The following is a 24,718-nucleotide window of genomic DNA, read 5'->3' on the forward strand; positions in this document are numbered from 1 at the left end:
GCTGCACTCGGCGCCGGCCTGATGGCGGGCGGCATGCCGCGTCTGGCGAGCGCCCAGTCCAAAGAATCACCGTCACCGCCTTTGGCGGCGTCTGGGAAGAGGCAGTGCGTACCTGCTTCGTTGCGCCTTTCGAGGCGAAGACAAACGCAAAGGCGAATGTTTCGCTCGGTGGCCCGCCGCAATGGCTGGCGCAGGTCGAGGCCAATGCCGCCAAGCCTCCGGTCGACGTGCTGATCATGACGCCCGATCTGGCTTTGACGGCCGCCAAGGCCGATCTTGTCGATGATTTCACCGTCGACAAGCTGCCGAACCTTGCCAAGATCCCGCAGCAGCTGACCGACAGCGTCATGGGCAAGGGCACGCTGTTCGACTACGGCGTCGGCGGCATCACCTTCCATAAGGAGCGCGTCAAGAACCCGCCGAAATCGTTCGCCGAATTCGTCGATCGTGTGTCCTCGGGCGATCTCGTCGCATCGGTCCCGTCGATTTCCTATGCGGTCACCCCGATCATGCTGATCTGGGCGATGGCCAAAGCGCTCGGCGGCGGTGTCGAAAATGTCGATCCCTTCTTCAAGGCGATGGAGAAGATGAAGTCCAACCTCGTCTTCTGGGGCGGTCCGAACGACTTCTTCAACCACCTGTCGTCTGGAGAGGCCGATTGCGGCATCTATTTCGATGGTCGCACCTGGAACCACTATGACAGCGGCGCAACCTGGATCGACTTCATCAATCCGGAAGAGGGCGGCTCGCTCAATGGCGTCGCCGTGCAGAAGCCGAAGAACGCCAATCCGCTGGCGTGGGAATACATCAACGAAGTGTTGGATGCCCAGAACCAGACCAAGTTCGCCGACATCATGAACTATGGCGTGACCAATACAGACGTCGTCTACAGCGAAAAACTGAAGCCGCGCATCACGCCCTGGCAGAACACCGCTTTCCCGCCCTATGAGCAGATCGCCCAGGTGCGCAATGAATGGGTCGACCGCTGGAACCGCGAGATCGGCCGCTAAGACTTCGGTCACCGAGAAAAGGATGGGCTGCACTCACTGTCGAGGGCAGCAACCGCCAACGGAAAAGAGCGATGAGCCAGACCAGCGTAGAACCGGCCCCGACGAGACGCAGCTCCCGGCTGTTGATGCCGCATCTCATGGCGCTGCCGGCAGTGCTGTTCCTTGTCGTCTTCTTCGTCCTGCCGCTGATCGACAACGGCATGCGCAGCATCGTTGCAGACGACGGCAGCTTCACCCTGTCTCGTTACGTCTCGCTGCTAACCGATGGGTTTTATCTCGGCATCATCGGCCAGACGGTGCTTCTGTCGGCCGGCGTCACGGTGATCTCGATTCTCATCGGCTACCCGGTCGCCTATTTCCTCGTCCGCAAGGCTGGGCGTTATGCCGGGCTGATCATCTTCCTGCTGATCGCGCCGCTTCTGACCTCGATCATCATGCGCACGTTCGGCTGGCAGGTGCTGTTTGCCCGCCGCGGCCTCGTCAACAATCTTCTGGTCGATCAGCTCGGTATTCTGTCGGCGCCGCTGCGCCTGACCAATTCGCCGGAAATCGCCATTGCCGCGCTCGTCCATGTTCTGGTGCCCTTCATGGTCCTATCGATCGCGACCGTGCTGCAGGGCATCGATACGCGGCTGGAGGAATCGGCAAAGATCCTCGGCGCCAACCGGCTGCGCACCTTTTTTGAAGTGACGCTGCCTCTGTCGCTCGATGGCATCGGCACCGGCGCCATCCTCGTCTTCATGATCGCCAATGGCAGTTTCGTCACGCTCGTCCTGCTCGGCGGTGGGCTGCAGACTTTGCCGCTGATGATCTACCAGCAGTTCAACACGACGCGCGATTTCGGCATGGCGAGCGCCATGAGCACGATCCTTCTCGTCATCGCGGTCCTGTGCCTGTTCCTGCAACTGCGCCTCGTGCGCCGCAAGGGAGCCTGAGTGATGAAACGCGACTGGATCAATATCGGCCTTCTTGCTTTCGTCGTCCTCTTCTTCGTCTTCATGCTGGCGCCGATCCTGATTGTCGTCGTCGTCTCCTTCACCTCGGCGGGCTATGTCTCCTTCCCGATTCCCGGCTGGTCGATGAAGTGGTTTGCCCATATCTTCGAGTATCAGCCCTTCATCGACGCGCTGATCGTCAGCTTCGAGATCGCCATCGGCGCGACATTGCTCTCCTGCGTCATCGGGGTGCCGGCGGCGATCTATCTCGCCCGCTCGCGCAGCGCCTGGGCAAGTGCGGTGATGACCTTCCTCCTGTCGCCGCTTTCCATGCCGATGATCGTCATCGGTTTCGCCTCGCTGTTCTTCCTCTCCTGGCTCGGCGTCGGCATCTCGTTTTCGGCGTTGCTGATCACCCATACCGTCGTCTGCCTGCCCTATATCGTGCGCACCGTGGCCGGCGTTTACGCCGGCATGCCGCGCTCCTATGAGGAGGCCGCCGCGATCCTCGGTGCCAATCCGCTTTTGACCTTCTGGCATGTGACGCTGCCGCTGATCCGGCCGGGCATCATGGCGGGGTCTCTGTTTTCCTTCCTCACCTCCTTCGACAACCTGCCGATCAGCTATTTCTTCGGCAGCGCCAGCACCAACACGCTGCCTGTCGTCATGCTCAGCTATCTGGAAAACCAGTTCGACCCGACCATCGCAGCGCTCAGCACGCTGCAGCTTCTTCTCGCCGTCGTCGCCCTGCTGATCGTCGATCGCGTCTATGGCATCGAAAAAATGACGGTGGCCGGATGAGCATTCGGCTTCCCGTCGATCACGTCGTCATCCTTGTGGCGGATCTTGATGCGGCAGGCGCCGCATTCGAAGCCGCCGGTTTTCATGTAACGCGGAAGACGCTGCACAGCGCAGCCATGGGCACCGCCAATCGCTGCGTCATGCTCGACGGAAGCTATATCGAGATCATGGGCATGGTTGCCGAGACGATCGCCAATGCGACATGGCGTAAGGTTTTGTCCGATGGCGCCGGCATCCGCGGTTTGGCCCTGCGCAGCACCGATATCGAGGCTTCCGCACAGGCACTGGCGCGGCACGCCATCCCTGCCGAACCCGTGCGCCACTTTTCGCGCATGACCGAAGACGGCGAGCTGCGTTTCTCGATCACCCGTATCGACCCGGCCGCCACGCCCGGCCTGCAATGCCTGGTCTGCCAGCATCATACGGCGGAACTGCTGTGGCTGCCGCAGACGCTGGTGCATGCGAACGGCGCCGCGCGTCTCGCCTCTATCACATTGCCGCAGGCAGGCTCGCTCTCGGCTCTTGCGGATGAAGAAACCGCTTCCTCCACCGCCATCGAGACGGGCAGCGCCCGCCTGATCCTGTCGGGAGTAAGCGCACAATATCATGATCTCCGCGAGAGTTGCGGTATCGAACTGGAGATCGTCTCGGCATGACCTCCTGGCCTTCTGACACACCGTCTCCGCTATGGATGTCGCTGTCGCGCAAGAGATTTGAGGCAGCGTCGCTGAAGGGCGAGGCGAAGGCTGATGTCGTCATCATTGGTGGCGGGATTTCCGGCCTTGCGACGGCGCTCGAGCTTGCCCGCCGCGGTCGCCGTGTCATCCTGCTGGAAGCGACACGCGTCGGTTATGGCGCATCCGGTCGGGCCAATGGGCAGGTCATTTCCGCGCTCACCCGCCACGGCCCCGACGCGGTGCGAAAGGCCTGGCCGGGAGAACGCGGCGAACGTTTCATCCAGCTGGTGAAGGGGGCTGCCGACCAGCTTTACGATCTGCTGGAGCGCTACGGCATCGATTGCGATGCACGGCGCAACGGCTGGCTGCAGCCGGCCCATTCGCCCGGCCGCGCCAAACGGGTTTCCGGCCTCGCCGCCCAATGGGCCGTCAGCGGTGCCGAAACCGGCGCGCTTTCCGCATCGCAGGTTGCCGAACGTCTCGGCACGGATACCTATTGCGGTGGCTGGGAACATCGCCGCGGCGGTCATATCAATCCTTACGCCTTCACCGTCGGTCTGGCCCGCGCGGCCGCATCGGAAGGCGTGATCATTTACGAAAACAGTCCTGCAACGCGCCTGTCGCGCAAGGACGGAAGCTGGATCGTCGAGACGCCGCAAGGCCGGGTTGTCGCCGATAAGGTGGGGCTTGCGACAGCGGCCCATACCGGCGATCTCTGGCCGGAACTGCGCCGTTCGATCGTGCCGGTCACGTCCTATCAGGCCGCCACCGATCCGCTCGGCCCGCTGGCTGACAAAATTCTGCCGAATGACGAGGCGTCGTCGGATACGCGCATGGACCTACGCTATTTCCGCAAGACCCGCGACGGGCGGCTCGTCTCCGGCGGGGCGCTCACCTTTCAGATCGGTGCATCGCGGCGGCTCCCGGCCATGGTCGGCAAGCGCCTGAAAGAAATGTTCCCGGCGCTGCCGGAGAATCCGATGACCTCCTTCTGGAGCGGTCGTATCGCCATGACTGTCGATCGCCTGCCGCGCCTTCACCGGCGAGGCGACGGGCTCTGCGCCTGGATCGGCTGCAACGGGCGCGGGCTGGCACTGGCCTGCGCTATGGCGCCGGTTCTTGCCGACGCGATCGACGGTGTGGCTGACGAGGAACTGGCGCTTCGGCCGACCGCCCCGCCCGCGGTTCCCTTCCATGCCTTCGTTTCCCGTTTCGCCCGGCTGATCCTGCCCTGGTACCGGTTCAAGGACAGTCGCGAGGTCTAGGCAATCGGTCTCCCTGCCTGGCCGTTCGGGCCTGCTCCCCATCATTCCCTGTGAAAGTTCAAGATGACAGATTTGATCGAAACCCTGGTCGGTGAAAATTCCGACGACCGGCTGAAACAGCTTCTCGCCCGCCGTGCCGAGCTGATGGTCTTGACGGAAGCGAGCCGCAAGGCTGTGCTGACACCGGCCGAAGCCGGCGGTTTTTCCCATGCGCTGAGGGCGCTGATCGCCGTTCGCGCCTCCGAGCGCCTGGGCGATATGCGGATGAAGGATCACTATTACGAGCACTTTACCCAATGCGAGGACTTCTACGATCTGGTCGGCCTCGTCGAGCCCGATACACGGTCCGATGATCCCTGGCTGCAGGCGGTCCTCGATCATGCCGACATGCTGACCTGCCGTCCGCGTACGGCGACCAAGGGCGATATCGAAAAGCTCTATGCGGCAGGCGTCAGCGACGCCGATATCGTTCGCCTTGCCGAACTTGCTGCTTTTCTCGGATATCAGGCCCGCCTCGTCGCCGGCCTGCGCCTAATGGAGATTGCCCGATGAGCGACGTTGTTCACCACTATACGACCGAAGTTCTCGACTGGCGGCCCTTCGTCAAGCCGATCGAGCTGGAGACGGCGACACCGGAACAGCTGGAGGCGCTGAAGATCACGCCGGCCAACAAGAAGGTCTCGGATTATGTCCTGACGCTTGCCCATGATCCGGAATCCTTGCTGCATCGCTCGCCGCTGTTCAACGGCATCATGTATGGCAAAGACGGCCTGGATCGCGGCGGCCGCGAACTTGGCGCAATCGGTTCCTCGATCGTCAACCGCTGCATCTACTGCATTGCCGTTCATGCGCGCCATTTCAACCAGGCGACCAAGACGACCGAAATCGTCGAAGAAATCTTCGCCCAGGAGACCGATGCGAAACTGCCGGCGCGCGAGCAGGCAATCTTCGATTTCGCGGTCAAACTTTCCGCCTTCCCACCAGCTGCCACTGCGGATGATATGGAGCGATTGACCGCGGCTGGCCTTAGTGAACTGGAAGTACTGGATCTGATCCTGTCGACAGCGATATTCGGCTGGGCAAACCGCCTGATGCATACATTGGGCGAGCCTGTATCTCCCGGCTGACGTCCAGCGACCGGCGTGAGGCAGAGCATCATCCGAAGGTTGCTGTGCTGGCATCCATATCCGTCAAGACAATCCGTGGCGAAGGCATAGTTCACTCCGCTTCCCAATGGATACGCGGCCAACGGTCAGGCTGCGAACTTGAGCATACGCCCTGAGAACATCACGAGTGGCCGGGGGCTGGGCGAAAGCCGACCAATCTCCTCAGAATTTCCGCGGCGTTTTTCTGATCGAGAGATGGAAGTGATTGAGCCGTTGCAGCGATTCGCTTGAGCGATCGGCACAGGCGGCTGCAAGGCCCAATACAATTGTTTCAAGAAACATGAGTACGGAACCATGGATGGGAAAGCGGTCGCGTTGTCCCCGAGGTGCAATGATCGTTACGTCCGCTGCGTCGTTGAATGTCGTCGTCGCCGATGCGGTCAAGAGAATGACCGGCACGCGAAGCCTGAGGGCTTCCTTCAGAACGGTGGCACCCTCGCGGTGCACGTTTTCCTGGGCCATCATGAGCAATACATCGCCCGCCAGCATATTCAAAAGCTGCTCTCCCAGCCCAATGCCGGTGCGATTGAGGCAGTAGGTCGCGAACCCGTTTCGATTGAACAGGCGAGAGGAATAATCCGCCAGAATGCCCGACGCACCGATACCGAAGACCGCGATGCGGTCTGCAAGTTTCAGGAGATCAATGGCGTTGATGATCGAAAGGCGGGTGTCGTCGGACGCCAACTGCTTCGCCGCTTCGAGATGCGCATTGGCTACATAGGATATAGCAGCATTGACGTCGTCATTGAGCGCACGCGTCGTCGCAGTCATCTTCTCGACCGATGACATTGCGCCGCCGATAGCATGTTGGAGTTCGCTTTTTAGATCGCGCAACCCTTCGAAGCCAAGCGCCTGTATTGCCCGGATAACCGTCGCGTCCGACGTATCGGTCTCGGCCGCGATTTCGAGCGCCGAGAGCGACATCACGGCGGCGCGGTTCTCGTCTATATAGGTGACGACCGACTTTAAACGCGGTGACAGTTTTTCGAACCGCGCCGCTATTCGCTCGCCCAGCCGATCCGGCGTCTTTCGTGTCTCAGCTGCCATCCCTGTGATCCATCGTCTGTGCTCTGATCCAATACAGCCTAGTTGGTTTGTTCTCAGGGCATGCGTCGGGCCCGGCCCGGTTTAGTCCCGTAGATCACGCTAACATGTAGCATCGCGGCGTCCAGAAGGGCGCCGCGATTCCAGAAAGATCTTTGCAATCGGTTAGAAATCCATCCTTACGGAAAGCGTCGCCTCGAAGGGGTCGCCGATCTGATTGCCGAGATTGGAAGCATAGAGCGACGACGTATAATAGGTCTTGTCGAAGATATTCTTGAGGTTCAGCTGGAAGGTCACCGGCCGCTCGGCTTGGATCGTATAGGCTGCGAACGCGTCGGCGGTCATATAGCCCGGCAGGAAATAGCTGTTGTCATAGACGCCTGCACGCTTGCTGCGGGCGCGTACACCGCCTCCGACCTTCAGCGTGTTTTCTCCGCCCCCGATCTCGCCGAAATCATAGGTCAGATAGAGTGACCCGGTGTGCCGGGCGACGTTGACAGGGCGCATGCCGGCGTAGTTGGCGTCCTTGACGATTTCCGCGTCGGTGAAGCCGTAGCTTGCGATGATGCTCCAATTGTCGGTCAGCTGGCCGGCAATGTCGAACTCGAAGCCGCGCGACCTGACCTGACCGGCGGTGCGCGCATATGTGACGCCATCGATGAACTCGTTGTAGAGTACATTCTTCTTGTCGATGTCGAACAGGGCCGCAGTGGCCGTTACGCCGTCGAAGAGTTCGAACTTGGTGCCAATTTCGTAGGAGATGCCCGTTTCTGGCGGCAGCTCGCCGATATAGTCGGCGATCGAGGTTTGCGGCATGAATGACGTGGCCACGGTTCCATAGACCGACCAGGTCGGCGACAGCTTGTAGACAATGCCGGCGCGTGGCGTCACTTCGGTGCCACTTGCATCCGTGCCGACGACAAAAGGCCGCCCCTTGCCTGCGTATTGCGTATAGTGCTGCAGCGTAAGGCCGCCGGACAGGATCAGGTCGTCGGTAAGATAGAGCGAATCCTGCACATAGCCTGTGAACAGCTTCTGCTGAATACGCTGGTCGCTGTCCTTCGCCACCACGGTCGTGCACTTGGGAAGATTGCCGTAGACAGGATTGTAGATGTTGAAGTCCTGGACGACCGGGCAACGGATCATGTCGGAACGCAGAAGGTCGTAATTGCTGTAGCTGCCGCCGATCAGCACCTGGTTTCGCAAGCCGCCGATATCCACGTCGCCCGAAATGTCGGCGCGAAGGGCGTGCTGCACCTGTTCTGAGCCGTTGGTGGAATCCGCGCGTCGTGTCAGGTTGCCTGTCGAGGGATCGTAGCTCATCACGCGCGCCTGGTTGTCAAAATAGGCGTCCCGGCTGTAGGCGTAATCGAAGCGCAGCTTCCAATCGTCGCTGAGATCATGTTCGACATTCAGGTTGACGAGATCGGAGGCGCCATCCGTGATGTTGTAGGGTTCGGTGAACTGAATCTCGGGGTCGGTCGTCACTGCCCTTCCGGTGGTCGGATCGAAGATCTGGCCGCGATCGAAAGGAACGACATAGTCACGATGCGTGTAGCTGAGATTGACGGTCGTATCCTCGCCGAACCAGGCGATCGAGGGAGACATCAACCATTCCTTGGTTTCCCCGAAATTCCGCCAATAGTCGACATTCTGGTAGGAGCCGATGAGCCGGTAGGCAAAATCGGTATCGCCGATCGGGCCGGTCACATCGAATTGCGACGATCCGCCGCCGAAGCTTGAGCCCGATGCTTCCACATATCCGCCAAAGGTCTGTTCCGGTCGCTTGGTAATGACGTTGATGACGCCGCCAGGCTCCTGAATGCCGAAGAGTGCTGAGGACGGTCCCTTGAGCACTTCGACCCGGTCTGTCGTGGCGTTGAAACTGCGTGGAAGCACGGTGCGCAGTCCGTTGGTGAGAACAGAGCCGTCGCGGTTGTCGCCAAAGCCGCGGCGGATGAACGAGTCCTGCGTTCCAGCCAGCGTATTGGTCTGGTTGATATTGCTGACATTGTTCAACACGTCGTCAAGCGATCGCGCGTCCTGGTCCTTGATGACCTGATCGCTGACCACATTGACGGCCTGTGGAACATCGAGGATGGGCATCTCGCTGCCCATTGCCGAGCTGTTGTCGATCGGCTGGTAGCCGTCTGTCTGCTTGCCGGCGGTGCCGTTGAGAACGATCGGCTGGAGTGCGGTTCCGGCTCCGTTGTCGGCAGCAGGCTGAGTTCCCGCCTCACTGGCCTGTTGACGGCTGGCCCGTTGACCGCTCGTCTGCGCATCGCGCCCGCTTTTGGGTGCAGCAGTCTGCGCGAAGGCGACGCCCAGTGAGCTTGCAAGGCCGACGATCACGACAGATCCCATCAACGCCTGACGTCGGCTGCGTCCGCAAGTGTCAAAATGCATTAAAGATTCCCCGGGTGTAGACAGATAAAATGTAATGGTCGCCAATTCTCAAACATGAGTGTAGTTGTCAACTTCATAGGTGCGGGGCAATATTTTTGTGAACGCAGGAGGGGAAAGTGAAAGGCCCACATATCTGAAATAGCGAAGAAAAGGCAATGAAATTGGCCATAAACGGTGGAACTGTTGCAAATCGACCACGCCTGAACGCGCAACCATCAATTCTCACAGAAAATTCCGAACGGGATAAAGTTGACTACTACATTCAATAAAATGATGTAGTGAGAGCGCAAGAGAATTATCGACTGCGAGCATGAGAGACCGATCGAGATGAGCCAGCCCCCATTGCCGCGAAACGACGCGCAGATGCGAAGCGCGTCAGATGGCCTGCGTGTTAAGCAGATCACGGCTGGCTACGGCTCCAAGGTCGTGCTCGACGCAATCGAGGCGGTTATCCCACGCGGGAAGATGATCGCCCTTGTCGGCCCGAACGGGTCGGGCAAGTCGACGCTGCTGTCGACCATGGCGCGGCTGATGAAGCCCGTTGCCGGACAGGTCTGCCTCGACGGCAAGGCGATCCACAAAATGCCAACACGCGAGCTTGCACGCAAGCTCGGCATTCTCCCGCAAAACCCGATCCTACCGGAAGGCATGCGCGTCTTCGACCTCGTCTCGCGCGGGCGCTTCCCGCATCAGGGCCTGTTCAAGCAGTGGAGCGAGGCAGACGAGGCTGCAGTGCAGAGGGCGATGACGCTCACCGACACGCTTCAGTTTGCCGATCGCAAGGTCGACGATCTCTCTGGCGGGCAGAGGCAGCGCTGCTGGATCGCTATGGCGATCGCCCAGGACACCGATATCATGATGCTCGACGAACCGACGGCGTTCCTCGACATGCGTTACCAGGTGGAAATCCTCGATCTCCTCTATGCATTGACCCGTGACCACGGCCGGACCGTCGTCGTTGTCCTGCACGATCTCAATTGCGCGATCACCTATGCCGACATGATCATGTTCCTCAAGGACGGGCAGCTCGTCGGCGATCCCGTCCCGCCCGAGGCCTGCACTGCGCAGGTCATTTCGTCGGTCTTCGATATCGACGTGGTCGTGACCGACCACCCACGCAGCGGCCGACCGTTCGTCATGCCTGTCAGTGGACATTGGGCTTGAGCGACGTGAACGATATTGCCGTCGCAGCAAACGTCAGAGCCGGTAGCGCACCGAAAGTGATCGCGATCTTGGCTGCCGCCGTCGCCCTTCTCACAGCCTTGGCTGTGATCCATATCGGCGTGGGGGCGCGCTTCATCGGCCCGCGCACCGTGCTGTCGGCCATGACTGCCTATGATGCGAGAAACCTTGATCACAAGATCATCGTCGATCTGCGCCTTCTGCGTCTCTTGTCAGGTATCTGTACTGGCACCGCTCTCGGGCTCGCCGGCGCATTGCTGCAATCGATCGTGCGTAATTCCCTCGGTGAGCCGCATATTCTCGGCCTAAATGCCGGCGCGGCGCTGGCTGTCGTCCTGACGACGGCGCTCGGCGGCGCTGCGGTTGTCGGACCGCTCGGGCGCCCGCTCGTGGCGGCGATCGGGGCCGCGGTCGTTTTCGGCTTGGTGATCTCGATGGCGTCGAGCGGCAAGACCGGGCTGACGCCGATCAAGGCAACGCTCTGCGGTATCGCATTCTCCGCCTTCGCGTCGTCGTTCACCGGCGCGATCCTCATTCTCGATGAACAGACGCTGATGGATCTGCGCATCTGGCTTGCCGGTGATCTCGCCGGCCTGACCTATCCGGCACTCGACTATGCGGCCATGGTCGCGGCTGTCGGGATCGTTGCTGCCGTTTTCCTTGCCCCCTATCTCAATGTCCTTGCGCTCGGCGACAATGTCGCAAGGGGACTGGGTGTGAAAGTAACGGCTGTCAGGGCGGGCGGCCTCGTCTGTGCTGCGCTCCTCTCGGGCGCCGCGGTCTCGATTGCCGGCCCCGTCGGTTTCGTCGGTCTGGTCGTCCCGCATGTCGCGCGCAGATTTGCCGGCAATGATCTCCGCCTTCTCCTGCCGCTTTCCGCGATCGGCGGCGCTGCATTGCTCCTCGCCTCGGATATCGTCGCGCGCATGGTCGTCGCTCCACAGGAGCTTGCGACTGGGGTGGTCACGGCCATCGTCGGCGCGCCGGTGTTCATCCTTATTGCCGCTAGGAGTTATCGATGAGCGAGTTCCTCAAGCGGCATGGTTATCGCAACCTGCGCATGGGCAAGGCATCGATCCTGGTGGACCCGCGCATCGTGCTGGCGTGCGCGATGATGGCGATCGTGCTTGCCGTCATTGCTGCCGCCAGCCTGTCCGCCGGCAGTTTCCATCTCGCGCTTCCAGACTTGGCGCGCGCCGTGTTCGATCCACAGGCGGTGGGCACGGAGCAGCGGCATGTCGTCTGGGACATTCGCCTGCCAAGGATTGCCATGGCTCTTTTGTGTGGTGCGATGCTCGGTCTTTCGGGTGCTGCCATGCAGTCCATCACCCGTAACGGGCTCGCCGATCCCGGCCTGATCGGCGTCAAGGAAGGGGCGGCGGTCATGGTCCTGTCGCTGGTGATCCTGGCGCCGCAGGTCGGTATCGTCTGGCGCCCGCTGGTCGGCATGATCGGCGGGTTGGTCACCGCCACCATCGTCGTCGTCATCGCACGCGACATGTCGCGGGTGCGTTTCATCCTGATCGGTATCGGCGTGTCCTGGCTGTTTTCCGCAGCCATCGCGATTTTCATGACCACCGCCAACATTCGCGACGTGCAGACGGCGCTGATCTGGCTGTCGGGCAGCCTGCATGCCGCCACTTGGCCTTTGGTCATCATCGCCAGCATCTGGGGCTGCATCGGCGCCATCGTGCTGTTCGCGACCGCGCGCGCATCCGATGTCGCGCTTCTGGGCAACCACACCGCGACCGGCCTCGGCGTCAACCTGCCCGTCCTGGCATTCCTGCGCTTCCTTGCTCCGGTCGTGCTGACGGCGGCGAGCGTCTCCTGTGTCGGCAGCCTGGGCTTCGTCGGCCTCGTCGCGCCGCATATCGCTCGCTTCCTGATCGGCGGCAACCAGATGGCGCTTCTCGTTTCGAGCGCGCTGAGCGGTGCGGCTCTGGTGTTCCTTGCCGACACGATCGGCCGCCTCGCCTTCGCGCCGCTGCAGATCCCCGCGGGAATCGTCATGTCGATGCTTGGGGTGCCGTTTTTTCTCATACTTCTCTGGCGGCGCAGGGATCAGCTTTGATGACTGCCCGCCAGCCGACTAGCAACACAGGAGAATGGTCTTGAACCGTATTCGCATCCGGCTCGTCGCCATCGTGCTTTCGCTCCTTTCCGGCGCCATCGTGGCGCATGCGCAGGAAACGCGCGCCTTTACCGACGATCTCGGCCGCGAGGTGCAGGTGCCGGTCCGACCGCTGCGCATCGTTTCGCTGCATGATCTCGACATCACAATACCGCTCATCGAGCTCGGCGTGCCGCCGATCGCGAGCCATGGTCGCACCGCGCTAGACGGGCGGCATTTTCTTCGCTCCAGCGCGCTTCTTACCGGTGTCGATTTCGACAATTCGAACATCCAGTTCATCGGCACGGCCAATATCGATCTCGAGGCTGTAGTTGCCGCAAAGCCCGACCTGATCATCACCGAACCATCACGCGATACGCCCATTGAGCAGCTCGAAAAGATCGCTCCGACCGTCAGCATCGACAATCGCATCGGCAGCGCGCCACGGATTTATGCCACGCTGGCAAATCTCACCGGAACGCAGGCGCGGCTGGCATTGCTGGAGCGCCGCTATCAGGAGCAGATCAGCCAGCTGAAACGCGTCATCGATACGAACAAGATCACGGTATCGGTCCTGCAGGCCAACAAGGGCAAGATCACCGTCCACCACACGCAGAGCTCGCTCGGCCGCGTCCTGCGCGATGCCGGTTTCAAATTCCCCGCCATTATGGACGATATCCCCGAGGGTCAGCGGATCGATGTCAGCGCCGAGCGCCTGCCCGAACTCGATGCCGACTTCATCTTCGACACGTTCAGGTCTGACACCGGCGGCAAGCCGGTCGACGAGATCGCAGAGATGGAAAAGGTGCTGCCCGGGTATTGCCAGTTCCTCACCGCCTGCCGGGAGGGGCGTTACGTCATCCTGGCGCGGGAAGAAACGATCACGAATTCGTTTGCCGCCTTGAGCCTGCTGGTATCGACCATACAGGCGCAGATCAGCGGACGGCCTCTGCCGAAATTTGCCCAGTGAGCGATCACGTGCAGGAGAATGCTGCTATCCCGCTTGCGGGTCGGACGCGAGCGCCGGCGCGTGCCGCGACCGGCCTGTCCGTCCGGCGGGTGATCCTGCGCGTCCACTGGCTGCTGGGTATCAGCGCCGGCCTCGTTCTTGCCTTCATGGGCGTGACCGGCGCGATGATGGCGTTCGAAGACGAGATCATGGAGGCGCTGAGCCCCCAGGCGAGGGTCGAGATCGGCACTCCGATGCCGCTATCTCCCGATGTGCTTCTGGCCCGTGTCGGCGAGCAGCTGCCACAGGCCAAGATCCTGTCGCTTCAGGTCGAAAACGAGCCGGATCGCGCCTATACGGTCACGATCCGCCGGCAGCCTGCGGATGGTGGGCGCAATCCGCGCATCTATCTCAACCCCTATGACGGTACGTTGCGGGGAGAAGCGACCGGGGCCGAGTTTTTCGGCCGTGTCCGCTCGCTGCACCGCTATCTGACTGCATCGGGGGCCACCAATGATATCGGTCGGCATGTGACCGGCATCTGCGCGATCGCGGTGGTATTCTTCGCCCTGTCCGGCCTCTATCTACGCTGGCCGAACCGGCCGCTTGCCTGGCGTTCCTGGGTTCGGATCGATCTGTCGCTGCGCGGACGCGCGCTTTATCGCAGCCTGCACAGCGTCATCGGCAGCTGGCTGGCGCTCATCTATGTGGTCAGCGCCCTGTCCGGCCTATGGTGGTCCTGGGACTGGTATCGCGGCGCGGTGACCTGGCTTCTCACGGCCAAGATCGAAACCGCCGAAGGTTCAAAGGCTGCGACACCGAAAAGCGCCACCGCCAAACCGGCCGCCCAGCCGCTGCAACCGGACAGCCTCAGCCGTGTGCTGGCGGCTGTCAAAAATCGCTATGCCGGGCGGCTCGAAAGCGTCGTCATCCTCATTCCGGCGGCCGGAAAGCCAGTCCGGGTGAGGGTGCTGCCGACCAATGCAGGCCATGGACGTGCACTCGACGACCTGCAGATCGACGCGCAATCGGGCAGGATCGTCCGTGAACAGCTCTACGAGAACCTTGCTCTTGGCGACTGGATCAAGGGCAACATGGATCCGATTCATACCGGCATCGCCTTCGGCCCGGCCGGCAGGGCTGCGGTTTTCCTGGCAGCGCTCGGTCTGCCGATGTTCGCGGCCACTGGTCTGCTGCTTTATGTCGACCGGAGGCGCAAACGCAGTACGGTCGCCGATGTGCCTCCGTCGGTTAGCCGGCTGCAGGATAACGCGAAGCCGGGGCCACTCATCGTTTATGCCTCGCAGACCGGCGGTGCCGAGGCGCTGGCCCGGCAATCTGTCGGGCGCTTTCAGCAAAACGGTATTGCCGCGCGTCTCTTGCCGATTGCGGAGCTCGATGCCGACCGACTGCAACGGGAAGGCTGGATCCTACTGGTGGCGAGCACCTATGGAGACGGGCACGCGCCGGATTCCGCACGTCTGTTCCAGAGCCGTGTGATGGGGTCGAACCTTTCGCTGATGCATCTGCGTTACGGACTGCTTGCGCTCGGTGATCTCAGGCACAATGACTTCTGCGCTTTCGGACGCAGGCTCGACAATTGGCTGACTGCCTGTGGCGCCAGATCCGATTTCGCCCGCGTCGATATCGATTCCCACGCCAATCCCGATGCGCTGCCGTGGTGGGACAATCTGCGAAAACAGGGTGCCGCTGACTTCGGCACGGGCGAACCCCGCAAACGTTTCACGTCCTGGCGTCTGGACAGCCGTGAACGGTTGAATGACGGCAGCATCGGCGCCGCTGTCTTTCGCGTCCGTCTCGTACCGCACGGTCATGCGGCCTCCTGGGAGCCCGGCGATATTGCGGAAATCCTGGCCGGGCCATCCGAAGACGGAGAAAAGTCCTCGTCGCCGATGCGGGAATATTCGATCGCCTCGATCGCCGCTGACGGGGCGATCACCCTGATCGTTCGGCAGGTATCCGGCACCGACGGAAAGCTCGGGCTCGGCTCAGGCTGGCTGACGGCACATGCGTCGATTGGCTCGGACATTTCTCTTCGCATCCGGCGTAACGCCGCTTTCCATCCGCCTGAGATCGGACGACCGATGATCCTGATCGGCAACGGCACGGGTATTGCCGGCCTTCATGCGCATCTGCGCTATCGGGCCGGTGACGCGGCTGGTGAAAACTGGCTGTTTTTCGGGGAGCGCAATCGGGCCTGTGATTTCCTGCTGGAGGACGAACTGCAGGCTCTCCGGTCGAGCGGGGCCTTGCAACGTCTCTCGATGGCATTTTCGCGCGATCAGCGGGACCGGATCTATGTCCAGGACCGAATCCGCGAGGAGGCGGAAGAGTTTTGCCACTGGGTTGCGCGAGGCGCTGCAATCTACGTCTGTGGCAGCAGTGACACGATGGCGCCGGCCGTGGACGCTACGCTGCGCGACATTCTGAGCGCCGGATACGTCGATGAGTTGATCGCATCCGGCCGCTATCGACGCGACATCTACTGATATGACCAACAGGAGCAAATCTTGGAACAAGCGACTGACACGCCGCCAACGGCTGCGAATGACGACACCTGGACGCCACGATATGTGGATCCGAATATCCCGCCTTACGAACCCGGGGCGATCAGCATGCCGGTTTCGAAACGCTGGCTGACGGCAGATGGCCGCGCACGCATCAGCGGTTCCGACCATGGCCGTTGGATCATGGAACGCCTGTGTGAGGCGTTTCAGGCACGGCATGCGGGCATCCGGTTTGACGTCGATCTGTGTGGAACACCTTCCGCCATGGCTTTTCTCACCAGCGGCCGGTCGATGCTGAGCGTGATGGGGCGCGAGATCACGCCGGTGGAAACCGTTCCCTATGGCAAACGCATCGGCGCCCCGCCGGTCGGCATCCGCATCGCTCACGCGGCTGAGGAAACCGCTCAGCATCTGGCGACATCGCTAGCGGTCTATGTGCATCGCTCGAACCCGCTTGCCAAGCTGACGCAGCTGCAGCTATCGCAGATCTTTTCGATCGGCAATGCGCAGGGCGACTATTCGCGATGGGGGCAGCTTGGCCTGGACGGCGAATGGCGCGGACGGTTGATCCATCCGATCGGCACGCCGGAATTTACCGGCTTTGGAACCTATATGCAGGCGCACCATCTGGCAGGCCGTCCGCTCAGCCCGATTTACGAGCGCTACATCGGCACCGATGACGTGCTGGCGCGGTTGGAGGCCGATCCATCTGGTATTGCCGTTGCGGCGATCGGGCGGGACACTGATCTTATTCGTTCAGTTCCGATCGCGATGACCGGGGATGATCATTTCTCGACGGGATCGACGGAGGATGTCCGCCACGGACGATATGCCTTCGGACGCTTCCTCTATGCCTATGTGCCGAAGAAGCGCGGCCAGCCGCTCGATCCGTTGACGGCCGAATACTTGCGCTTCGTGCTTTCTCTCGAAGGCCAGACGATCATCGCGCAGCAGCCGCGCGGATATATCCCGCTGCGTCCCAATGAAGTCGCCGAGGAGCGCACCAAGCTCGATATCGTAATCCCCTTCGACGCCGCGACCGCCAAGGAGGTCAACTGATATGTCCAAAACCGCAGAAATCCATGAGACGTCCCGTTCTGAGCAGGTGAGGATCGTCGGCAATGATGGCATGCAGCCTCTGATCGAGGCACTTTGCAGAGCGGTCCAGCACCGTCATCCAGGCATTGAATTCGACCTCGAAATGCACGGCTCGTCGACCGCCTTTCCGGCTTTGGCAAGCGATGACTGTCTGATCGCGCCCATGTCGAGGGGCCCCTGGAAAAGCGAACAGGCGTCATTCAGATCGGCCAAGGGACATGCCGCCGCCTGCATCCATATCGGCTACACGGGCCATGGGCCACGACCAGGCGCCAAGACGCCGCCGGCGCTTTATGTCCACGCTGAAAACCCGCTTGCCGGTCTGACGATGTCAGACGTCGCGCGCGTCTTCTCTTCGGGGCATCCGCGGGGAGACGTGAATTTCTGGCACCAACTGAGCCTCGGCGGCAATTTCGCCCACCGCCGCATCCATCTCTACGGCCTGCGCGACGACGGAAAATACGCCTCCGGTTTTCGCGAGGCACATCTCGGCGGACGGGCCTATGCGGCGCATTACGAGACCCTGCCGAACCGTGCAGCAGTCATTGCGGCGGTCGCAGAGGATCCCTATGGCATAGGCTCCATCGGTTGGTTTGACGGTCAGGACTTCGAAGGTTCGGTGAGAGTTCTGGGCTTGTCACGCGATGGCAGCGATCGGTTCTGCACGCCTGACCTAGCCGATGTCGGTGCTGGCGCTTATCCCTTGTCGGCCTTTCTCAGCCTCTATTTCGACCCTGCGCCTAACGCGAAACCATCGCCGGTTCTCGCGACGTTTCTGGAAATAGCCTTGTCTGAAGAAGGCCAGTCCCTGGTTGCCCAACATATCTCGTCGCATCAAGGATATGTTCCGCTCAGTGCCGAAGATCTGGCACTGGAGAGAAGCAGGCTGCGAGCGTTTCTTGCACGGTGAGGAGTTCGTAATGCCCTAGGCTGGTTCACGCCGCGAACGGGCTGCGGCGTGGTCAGGCCTACGAACTGGACGCGATCGCGGCTGTCACCCTGGGGGGCATTTCGTTCGGAGGTGAAAGCTGATCGAACTGGGGTACGCTGATTGGTGCGGTCACCTTTACAGTGATCACAAATGGATTGGTCCCCACGGGTGTTCCCGATCTCCGGCAATATATCGCCAATGGCTAAAGTAATGGCGGTTGCGTCCCTGTGGCGCGCCAGGTTCTCGTCGATCACGTCGTGCGGGCGACGAGGCTTTCCTAAGTTGGTTCCACGATGGAATCCCTGGTGCAAAGCGGTGCCCTAACCTTTGCAGGTTCGACAGTTCCGGCGCCTATGTTGCACGTAACCGCCCTTCGTCAGTCGAAAAGAGCTTGCAGATCCGAAGCGATAGCATCGCCTTGGGTGGTCGACATGAGAGTGACAGCTGCGTGTGCATAAAGCGTCAAGAATTTTATAATATGAATTTCCTTTCCCCGTTTCGACTTGCTAAAGGCGCGTATTGCTCGATATAGCTGGATTGCGTGCGATTGTGCTCGTGCAATTTTTGCTTTGGTTTAATAATATGAAATCAAATTATGATGGTTCTCATGCTCAAAGGGGCAGGGCCGTGCAGCTGCTTTTGGCTGTAACCGCGGGTTTCGTCGTGGCGAACAACTATTACAGCCAGCCTCTGCTCGGTGAATTCGCGCGCGAGTTCCAGGTCAGTGAAGCGGCTGCGACATGGGTGTCGAGCGTTACGCAGTTTGGATATGCGTTGGGTCTGCTCCTCCTCTTGCCGCTTGGAGATATGTTCGATCGCCGCAGGCTGATTTCGGTTCTTCTGGCGGTGTCCGGTTGCTCTCTTATTCTGTTCGGTCTGGCTCAGACCTATGCCTTCATTCTGCCTGCGGGCTTGCTGGTCGGGTTCACCAGTATCGTGCCGCAGACGCTGCCGCCGATCGCCAGCCAGCTTGCGGGTCCGAAGGAGGCCAGTCGCGCGGTTGGCCAGGTCATGGCGGGCCTGCTCCTCGGGATTGTTCTGTCTCGCTTCGTCGGTGGCTGGGCGGGCGAGTATCTTGGATGGCGCAACCTCTACTTCGCGGCAGCCGCGCTCATGGTCTGCTTGCTCGTGCTCTTGCGGCGCTCGCTTGCGCCGATGCCGGCGACCTACTCCGGGTCGTATCACGGCCTGATGGGCAGCCTGTGGAAGCTGTGGGGTGATCACAAGCCATTGCGGCGCCTGTCGATGGCCGCAGCGCTTCAGTTTGGCGCCTTCAGTCTTTTTTGGGGGACGGTCGGGTTTCACCTGAGCGCCATGCCGCAGAAATACCCGCCAAGTGTCACCGGCACGCTTGCGCTGATCGGGGCCGGTGGGGTGATTGCGGCGCTTTTTCTCGGGCGTATCACCGCGCGCTTCTCCACTAAGGTCATCCTCGTGTCAGGCGGGCTGTTGATGGTCGCTTCGTTTGGTCTGCTCGCGCTTGCGACCGAGTCCCTGTTCTGGACGGTTCCCGCGGTCGTGCTGCTGGACCTCGGTATGCAGGTCAGCCACGTGACCAGCATGGCGTCCGTTCTGAAGCTGGATCGCTCCGCGATGAGCCGACTGAACACCGTCTATATGGTCGTGCGCTTCTTAGGTGCCGCGGTTGGAACCTATATCGGTGGCGTGGCTTGGGGCGCGGGCGGATGGGTGCTCACCTGCGCGATCGGTGGCGGGATGTGCGTCCTAGGTACCGTCCTGGGCTTGATGTCGGAGCGAACGGCCGTGTCGAGTGTGGACCACTACGAGACTTCGAAGTAAGAATGGTCGCGGCAGCGACTGTGCTGCGGTTGCAGTGAGTGGTTGATGGGTCAGGAAGACACGCAAAGGGTCGCGCGACGGCTCGAGCCGGCGGATATTACGAGCGACAAGACGAGCGTGGTTCTGGAAGACGAAGCCTCCGGCCAAGCGGTAGACATCCAGCAGGATGGCGATAGCCCGAACGAGGGCGTCACCATCCAGTCGGTCGATCGCGCCCTCGCGGTTCTCGAGTTTATCGCGCATCAGCGCGGCCCGCAGCGTTTGCAGGATATCGCCGCCTCCGTCGGGTTGAAGACCCCGACGTGCTATCATCTTGTCAACACGCTGGTGCGGCGTGGCTATGTCGCGCGTGCCCCGCAATCCCGCGCCTACTATCCTGGGCGCAGGATTGGCGAGCTCGCCCGTGCCGTCGGTGCGAACTTCGATATCGCCGTCGATGCCGGCCCTCACCTGAAAGAGCTCGCTAACGCAACCGGCGCTACGAGCTGCATTGCGTCGATGGCGGGTACCAGCCTCGAGGTGACGGCGTATGTCGAGGCCAGTTCAGGCGTCTCGCTAGCGCTTTACAAGGAGGCCCTGGCTGGAGCCGCGCATGCGACGGCGCTTGGAAAGGCAATCCTTGCCTGGCTGCCGGAGCCGAAGATTGCGCGGGTCGTCGCCGAGCACGAGCTTGGCGTCTTCTCTCCCAAGACGATCGACACATTGGGAGATCTCGTTGAAAATCTGCGCCAGGTGCGCCGACATGGCTTTGCTGTCGAAGACGAGGAGTTTCGTCTCGGCGTTGTCGGGCTGGCCAGTGCGATCCGTGACCACGCGGGCGCCGTCATCGGCGCGATTGGCTGCCTGATGCATGTGGCCGACGCCGATGCCGCAAGGATGCGGATGGCGCAGATCAAGGTGATCGCGACCGCGCGGAAAATCTCCAGCCTGTATCGCTGATTTCATATTATAAAATTAATGGCCGCTTTTGCGACAGGGATTCCTGCATGGAGTCTCTGTTTTCTCGATAGATGTGCGGCATTTCGCCTAATTTTGCGCGATACTCATTGACCATCCCCAATTCGCGATGATAAATAGTGAAATTAATGGCGCCGTTAATTTCATAATATAAAATAGCGCGGGGATCTTATAGGTATGCAGAAGCAGCAGCGCCAAGTTGGCGTTCAGGAAATTCTTGAGGTCGAGCCGGAAGTCATCGTGTCGGTTCGGGATTTTTCGCTGACGTTTTCCGAGAATGCGTCGCAGAATTTGATCGACGGCGTCTCGTTCGATGTCGAGGCGGGTAAAATGCTCTGCATCGTCGGCGAGTCGGGATGCGGAAAGAGCGTGATGTCACTCGCGCTCATGGGGCTTTTGACCAACACGAAGGCGCGCGTCGTGTCCGGGTCCATGCGGCTCGGCGACGATGACCTTTTGGCGATGAGCGAGCGCCGGCGCGCCGATCTACGCGGCAGTGACATGGCCATGATCTTCCAGGAGCCGATGACGTCGCTCAATCCGGCCTTCACCATCGGTCATCAGATCATCGAGGGCATTCGCCGCCACCGTTCGATAACAAAGCAGGATGCGACGGTCGAAGCGCTGGAGCTGCTGAAAAAGGTTGGCCTGCCCGCGGAAATCGAGCGCCTGAACCGGTTTCCCCATCAGCTGTCAGGCGGCCAACGTCAGCGCGTGATGATCGCGATGGCTCTGGCCAACAATCCGCGTCTCTTGATCGCCGACGAGCCGACCACGGCACTCGATGTGACCATCCAGGCGCAGATCCTGACGCTGATGAAGTCGCTTCAACAATCATATGGATCCGCAATCGTTCTTATCACACATGATCTGCGTGTCGTTGCAGAAGTGGCGGACAATGTAATGGTCATGTATGCCGGCCGCGCCGTGGAGGCAGGCCCGGTTACGTCCGTCTTCGAAAACCCGCAGCATCCTTACACGATAGGGCTTTTTGGCTCGACGCCCACGCTCGGCCCGAAACAGGGTCGTCTGGCAACGATCGAAGGCACGGTACCGAAGCTTGAGGATATGCCACAGGGATGCCGGTTTGCGCCGCGCTGTCCCTTCTCCGATGAAAAGTGTTTCGAGCAGGTTCCTCCCGACCATGATTTCGGTTCCGGGCATCGGGCCGCATGCTGGCACGCACCGATCGACTTACTGGCGAGTGCAGCGTGATGAGCAATTCCGATTTCATCGTGCGGGGCGAGAAGCTCGTCAAGACATTCACCAGCCGTGAGGGCCTCTTCAGCAAACCCAAGACAGTGACCGCTGTCGACAGCGTTTCCGTCAGCATCCGCAAGGGCGAGACCTTCGCGATTGTCGGCGAATCCGGCTCGGGCAAGTCGACGCTCGGACGAATGCTTCTGAACCTGATGACGCCGACGGCCGGAGAAGTGACTTTCGAGGGCCAAGCCGTCAATCGGATGCAGGGAAAGGCGCTTTCCGAGTTCCGCCGCGATTTCCAGATTATCTTCCAGGATCCATTTTCCTCGCTCAATCCGAGAATGAGTGTCGCCGACATCGTCGGCGAGCCATTGTGGCTTGAAGGCCGGCTTTCCGTGGGTGAGCGTCGCCAACGCGTCCAAGAGCTTCTTCAACTGGTCGGGCTGAGGCCTGATCAGGCAGATCGGTATCCGCATGAGTTTTCTGGTGGTCAGCGGCAGCGCATCGGCATCGCCCGTGCAATAGCCGGATCGCCGAAAGTCATTCTCGGCGATGAGCCGGTGTCTGCGCTGGATGTGTCCGTTCAGGCGCAGATCATCAATCTGCTTGAAGATCTGAAGGAAAAGCTCGGCCTCACTCTTATCATTGTTGCGCACGATCTGGCCGTCATCCGGCACATGAGCGACAGGGTTGCGGTGATGTATCTCGGCGAGATCATCGAGCTGGCCGATGTCCAGGATCTCTATGCCGAGCCACTTCATCCCTATACCCGCGCGCTTCTGGAAGCCGTGCCGGCGGCGCAGCCGAGCGCTCGTCAAGACCGGGCTCTCGTCAAGGGCGAACTTGCACTGTCCGGTGGGCAAGGGGGGTGCAAGTTTGCCTCCCGTTGCCCCTTTGCAAAGCCGATCTGCCAGACAACGGCGCCGAAACTTCTGATGGCAGGATCATCTCGCCAGATCGCATGCCATTTCTGGAAGGAGATCGCCGCCGAGGCGCCCATGACCGTCAAGCCCGATCGCACCGCGCCAGGCTTGGCCAGAAAGCTTGAAATCTACCGCGAGCGACAAGCTCGCAATGCTGCGTCCGCAGCCCAATAAAAATGAGGGAACATATGAAGAAGCTTATTCTGACCGCTGCGATCTCCTTGGTTGCGGCCGGCTCGTCGCTGGCTGCCGATCTGAGGATTGGTCTTCAGGACGATGTCGATATCCTCGACCCGATGCGGTCGCGCACATTCGTCGGCAAGATCATTTCCACCTCGATGTGCGATACCCTGATCGACGTGAATGAGAAGCTCGAATACGTGCCGCGCCTCGCAACCAAGTGGGACTGGAGCGATGGCGAGAAGATGCTGACGATGACGTTGCGCCCGAACGTCAAGTTTCAGGACGGAACCGATTTCAACGCAGCGGCGGTCAAGGCCAATATCGAACGGTCGCTGACGGCCGAGGGTAGCTTGCGGCGCAGCGAGCTTGCGTCGATCGCAAGCGTCGATGCCCCTGATGCGACGACCGTCGTCTTTCATCTCAAGGCACCCGACAGTACGCTCTTGTCGCAGATGACCAGCCAGGGTGGCATCATGCTGTCGCCGACCGCCTTCGCCAAAGCGGATTTCGCCAAGGCGCCGGTCTGCTCGGGACCATTCAAATTCGCCGAGCGGGTTCAAAATGACCGTGTCGTCCTGGAGAAATTCGCCGACTATTGGGACAAGGACAATTATCATTTCGACCGAGTGATTTTCCAGCCGATCCCGGACGCGACGGTTCGTCTCGCAAACCTGAGATCCGGCGGCTTCGACATCATCGAGCGTGTTGCGCCGACGGATTTCGAAGAGGTCAAGAATGACCCCAAGGTGAAGCTTGTTTCCACGCCGGGCCTTGGCTACCAGGCAATCCAGATCAACGTTGCGCATGGCGCCGGTGCAAAGGATAGCCCGCTGGCAAAAGACAAGCGGCTACGGCAGGCCTTCAACCTGGCGATCGACCGCGACGTGATCAACGAGGTTGTGGGCGCCGGTGCATTGACGCCCGCCGTCCAACCCTTTGCCCCTGCGAGCTTTGCCTACGATGCCAAGTTCGACTTCAAGCGGGACGTCGAAAAGGCAAAGGCGCTGATCAAGGCTGCCGGCTATGACCGGGTGCCGGTCGAACTGACATATGGCAACAACACGACGTCGCAACAGGTGTTCGAGCTTATCCAGGCGATGACCGGTGAGGCCGGGTTCGATGTCACGCTGAGAGCGTCCGAGTTCGCGGCCATGCAGGCGGCGATGAAGGAAGGCAACTTCCAGGCGGGGCAGGGCGGCTGGGCCGGGCGCGTCGATCCCGATGGCAATATCAGCCAGTATGTCATGTGCAAGGCCGGGCTGAACGATAGCGGTATCTGCAATCCGGAGATCGATCGAACCCTGCAGGCAGCGCGACAGACCAACGATCTCGTCAAGCGCAAGCAGTTCTACGATGAATTCCAGCAGGTCATGCAGGACGAAGTGCCGTCGGTCTTCCTTTACTATCAGCCCTGGTCATACGGCATCAATGCGAAGCTGACCGGTTTCAAGGCCTATCCCGACGGTATGATCCGTCTGGCGGGCGTACAAAAAGCCAACTGACGATCAGCCAGGAAAAGGCGGGCCGCGCGCGCGGCCACGCCTGAAGGA

The 24,718-nt window shown here is 60.8% G+C and carries 21 protein-coding genes and 1 pseudogene; 20 read left to right on the forward strand and 2 right to left on the reverse strand.

Going from position 1 to position 24,718, the window contains the following annotated elements; genetic code table 11:
• Window positions 1–104: 104 nt before the first annotated feature.
• The 7 genes from D460_RS0106505 to D460_RS0106535 all read left to right on the forward strand — a co-directional run bounded on the left by D460_RS0106505 (window position 105) and on the right by D460_RS0106535 (window position 5,815).
• Window positions 105–1,010: an extracellular solute-binding protein gene (locus D460_RS0106505; protein ID WP_018897713.1), complete on the forward strand. Its 906-nt coding sequence runs from the start codon at window positions 105–107 to the stop codon at window positions 1,008–1,010.
• 71 nt (window positions 1,011–1,081) lie between these two features.
• On the forward strand, window positions 1,082–1,945 hold the full coding sequence (locus D460_RS0106510; RefSeq protein WP_018897714.1) for an ABC transporter permease: 864 nt from the start codon (window positions 1,082–1,084) through the stop codon (window positions 1,943–1,945).
• Between the two features lie 3 nt (window positions 1,946–1,948).
• On the forward strand, window positions 1,949–2,746 hold the full coding sequence (locus tag D460_RS0106515; RefSeq protein WP_018897715.1) for an ABC transporter permease: 798 nt from the start codon (window positions 1,949–1,951) through the stop codon (window positions 2,744–2,746).
• Window positions 2,743–3,402 (forward strand): VOC family protein, encoded by a 660-nt coding sequence (locus D460_RS0106520; RefSeq protein WP_018897716.1) that lies wholly within the window; start codon window positions 2,743–2,745, stop codon window positions 3,400–3,402. The genes D460_RS0106515 and D460_RS0106520 overlap by 4 nt, the downstream gene beginning before the upstream one ends.
• Window positions 3,399–4,688, forward strand: coding sequence for an FAD-binding oxidoreductase (locus tag D460_RS0106525; RefSeq protein WP_018897717.1), 1,290 nt, complete (start codon window positions 3,399–3,401; stop codon window positions 4,686–4,688). The genes D460_RS0106520 and D460_RS0106525 overlap by 4 nt, the downstream gene beginning before the upstream one ends.
• A 63-nt stretch (window positions 4,689–4,751) precedes the next feature.
• Entirely contained in the window at window positions 4,752–5,240 is a 489-nt protein-coding gene (locus D460_RS0106530; protein WP_018897718.1) for a hypothetical protein, read from the forward strand.
• Complete coding sequence (locus tag D460_RS0106535; protein ID WP_018897719.1) at window positions 5,237–5,815, forward strand: peroxidase-related enzyme; 579 nt, start codon at window positions 5,237–5,239, stop codon at window positions 5,813–5,815. The genes D460_RS0106530 and D460_RS0106535 overlap by 4 nt, the downstream gene beginning before the upstream one ends.
• A gap of 201 nt (window positions 5,816–6,016) precedes the next feature.
• On the opposite strand, the gene D460_RS0106540 is transcribed toward D460_RS0106535, so the two are convergent.
• Together D460_RS0106540 and D460_RS0106545 are read right to left on the reverse strand one after the other, a co-directional pair.
• Window positions 6,017–6,901, reverse strand: a complete 885-nt coding sequence (locus D460_RS0106540) for a MurR/RpiR family transcriptional regulator (protein WP_018897720.1) — start codon at window positions 6,899–6,901, stop codon at window positions 6,017–6,019.
• A gap of 162 nt (window positions 6,902–7,063) precedes the next feature.
• A complete protein-coding gene (locus tag D460_RS0106545) occupies window positions 7,064–9,304 on the reverse strand; it encodes a TonB-dependent siderophore receptor (RefSeq protein ID WP_245267719.1) in 2,241 nt (746 codons plus the stop codon).
• 363 nt (window positions 9,305–9,667) lie between these two features.
• Between D460_RS0106545 and D460_RS0106550 the strand changes: the two genes are divergently transcribed.
• The 13 genes and pseudogenes from D460_RS0106550 (at window position 9,668) to D460_RS0106605 (ending at window position 24,670) form a co-directional block, all read left to right on the forward strand.
• A complete protein-coding gene (locus D460_RS0106550) occupies window positions 9,668–10,468 on the forward strand; it encodes an ABC transporter ATP-binding protein (protein WP_196809318.1) in 801 nt (266 codons plus the stop codon).
• A gap of 5 nt (window positions 10,469–10,473) precedes the next feature.
• A complete protein-coding gene (locus D460_RS0106555; RefSeq protein WP_037110975.1) occupies window positions 10,474–11,508 on the forward strand; it encodes an iron ABC transporter permease in 1,035 nt (344 codons plus the stop codon).
• Window positions 11,505–12,557, forward strand: a complete 1,053-nt coding sequence (locus D460_RS0106560; protein WP_018897724.1) for an iron ABC transporter permease — start codon at window positions 11,505–11,507, stop codon at window positions 12,555–12,557. Before D460_RS0106555 ends, D460_RS0106560 begins: the two co-directional genes overlap by 4 nt.
• Window positions 12,558–12,591: 34 nt before the next feature.
• Window positions 12,592–13,566: an ABC transporter substrate-binding protein gene (locus D460_RS0106565; protein ID WP_018897725.1), complete on the forward strand. Its 975-nt coding sequence runs from the start codon at window positions 12,592–12,594 to the stop codon at window positions 13,564–13,566.
• Entirely contained in the window at window positions 13,563–16,055 is a 2,493-nt protein-coding gene (locus D460_RS0106570) for a sulfite reductase flavoprotein subunit alpha (RefSeq protein ID WP_018897726.1), read from the forward strand. The genes D460_RS0106565 and D460_RS0106570 overlap by 4 nt, the downstream gene beginning before the upstream one ends.
• A 21-nt stretch (window positions 16,056–16,076) precedes the next feature.
• Window positions 16,077–17,132 (forward strand): hypothetical protein, encoded by a 1,056-nt coding sequence (locus tag D460_RS32650; protein WP_018897727.1) that lies wholly within the window; start codon window positions 16,077–16,079, stop codon window positions 17,130–17,132.
• Window position 17,133: 1 nt separating this feature from the next.
• Entirely contained in the window at window positions 17,134–18,081 is a 948-nt protein-coding gene (locus D460_RS32655) for a substrate-binding domain-containing protein (RefSeq protein ID WP_018897728.1), read from the forward strand.
• A gap of 23 nt (window positions 18,082–18,104) precedes the next feature.
• Window positions 18,105–18,296 (forward strand): annotated as a pseudogene (locus tag D460_RS36705) (ribose ABC transporter permease); the annotation flags it as partial.
• A gap of 433 nt (window positions 18,297–18,729) precedes the next feature.
• Window positions 18,730–19,902 carry an MFS transporter gene (locus D460_RS32660; protein WP_018897729.1) on the forward strand — a complete coding sequence of 391 codons (1,173 nt, stop codon included), beginning with the start codon at window positions 18,730–18,732 and terminating at the stop codon, window positions 19,900–19,902.
• Window positions 19,903–19,947: 45 nt separating this feature from the next.
• Window positions 19,948–20,841 (forward strand): IclR family transcriptional regulator, encoded by an 894-nt coding sequence (locus tag D460_RS0106590; protein ID WP_018897730.1) that lies wholly within the window; start codon window positions 19,948–19,950, stop codon window positions 20,839–20,841.
• 195 nt (window positions 20,842–21,036) lie between these two features.
• Window positions 21,037–22,074 (forward strand): ABC transporter ATP-binding protein, encoded by a 1,038-nt coding sequence (locus D460_RS0106595; protein WP_018897731.1) that lies wholly within the window; start codon window positions 21,037–21,039, stop codon window positions 22,072–22,074.
• On the forward strand, window positions 22,074–23,159 hold the full coding sequence (locus D460_RS0106600) for an oligopeptide/dipeptide ABC transporter ATP-binding protein (RefSeq protein WP_018897732.1): 1,086 nt from the start codon (window positions 22,074–22,076) through the stop codon (window positions 23,157–23,159). Before D460_RS0106595 ends, D460_RS0106600 begins: the two co-directional genes overlap by 1 nt.
• A gap of 14 nt (window positions 23,160–23,173) precedes the next feature.
• Complete coding sequence (locus tag D460_RS0106605; RefSeq protein ID WP_018897733.1) at window positions 23,174–24,670, forward strand: ABC transporter substrate-binding protein; 1,497 nt, start codon at window positions 23,174–23,176, stop codon at window positions 24,668–24,670.
• Window positions 24,671–24,718 lie beyond the last annotated feature (48 nt).

The organism is Rhizobium sp. 2MFCol3.1 (assembly GCF_000377565.1).
GTDB lineage: Bacteria > Pseudomonadota > Alphaproteobacteria > Rhizobiales > Rhizobiaceae > Rhizobium.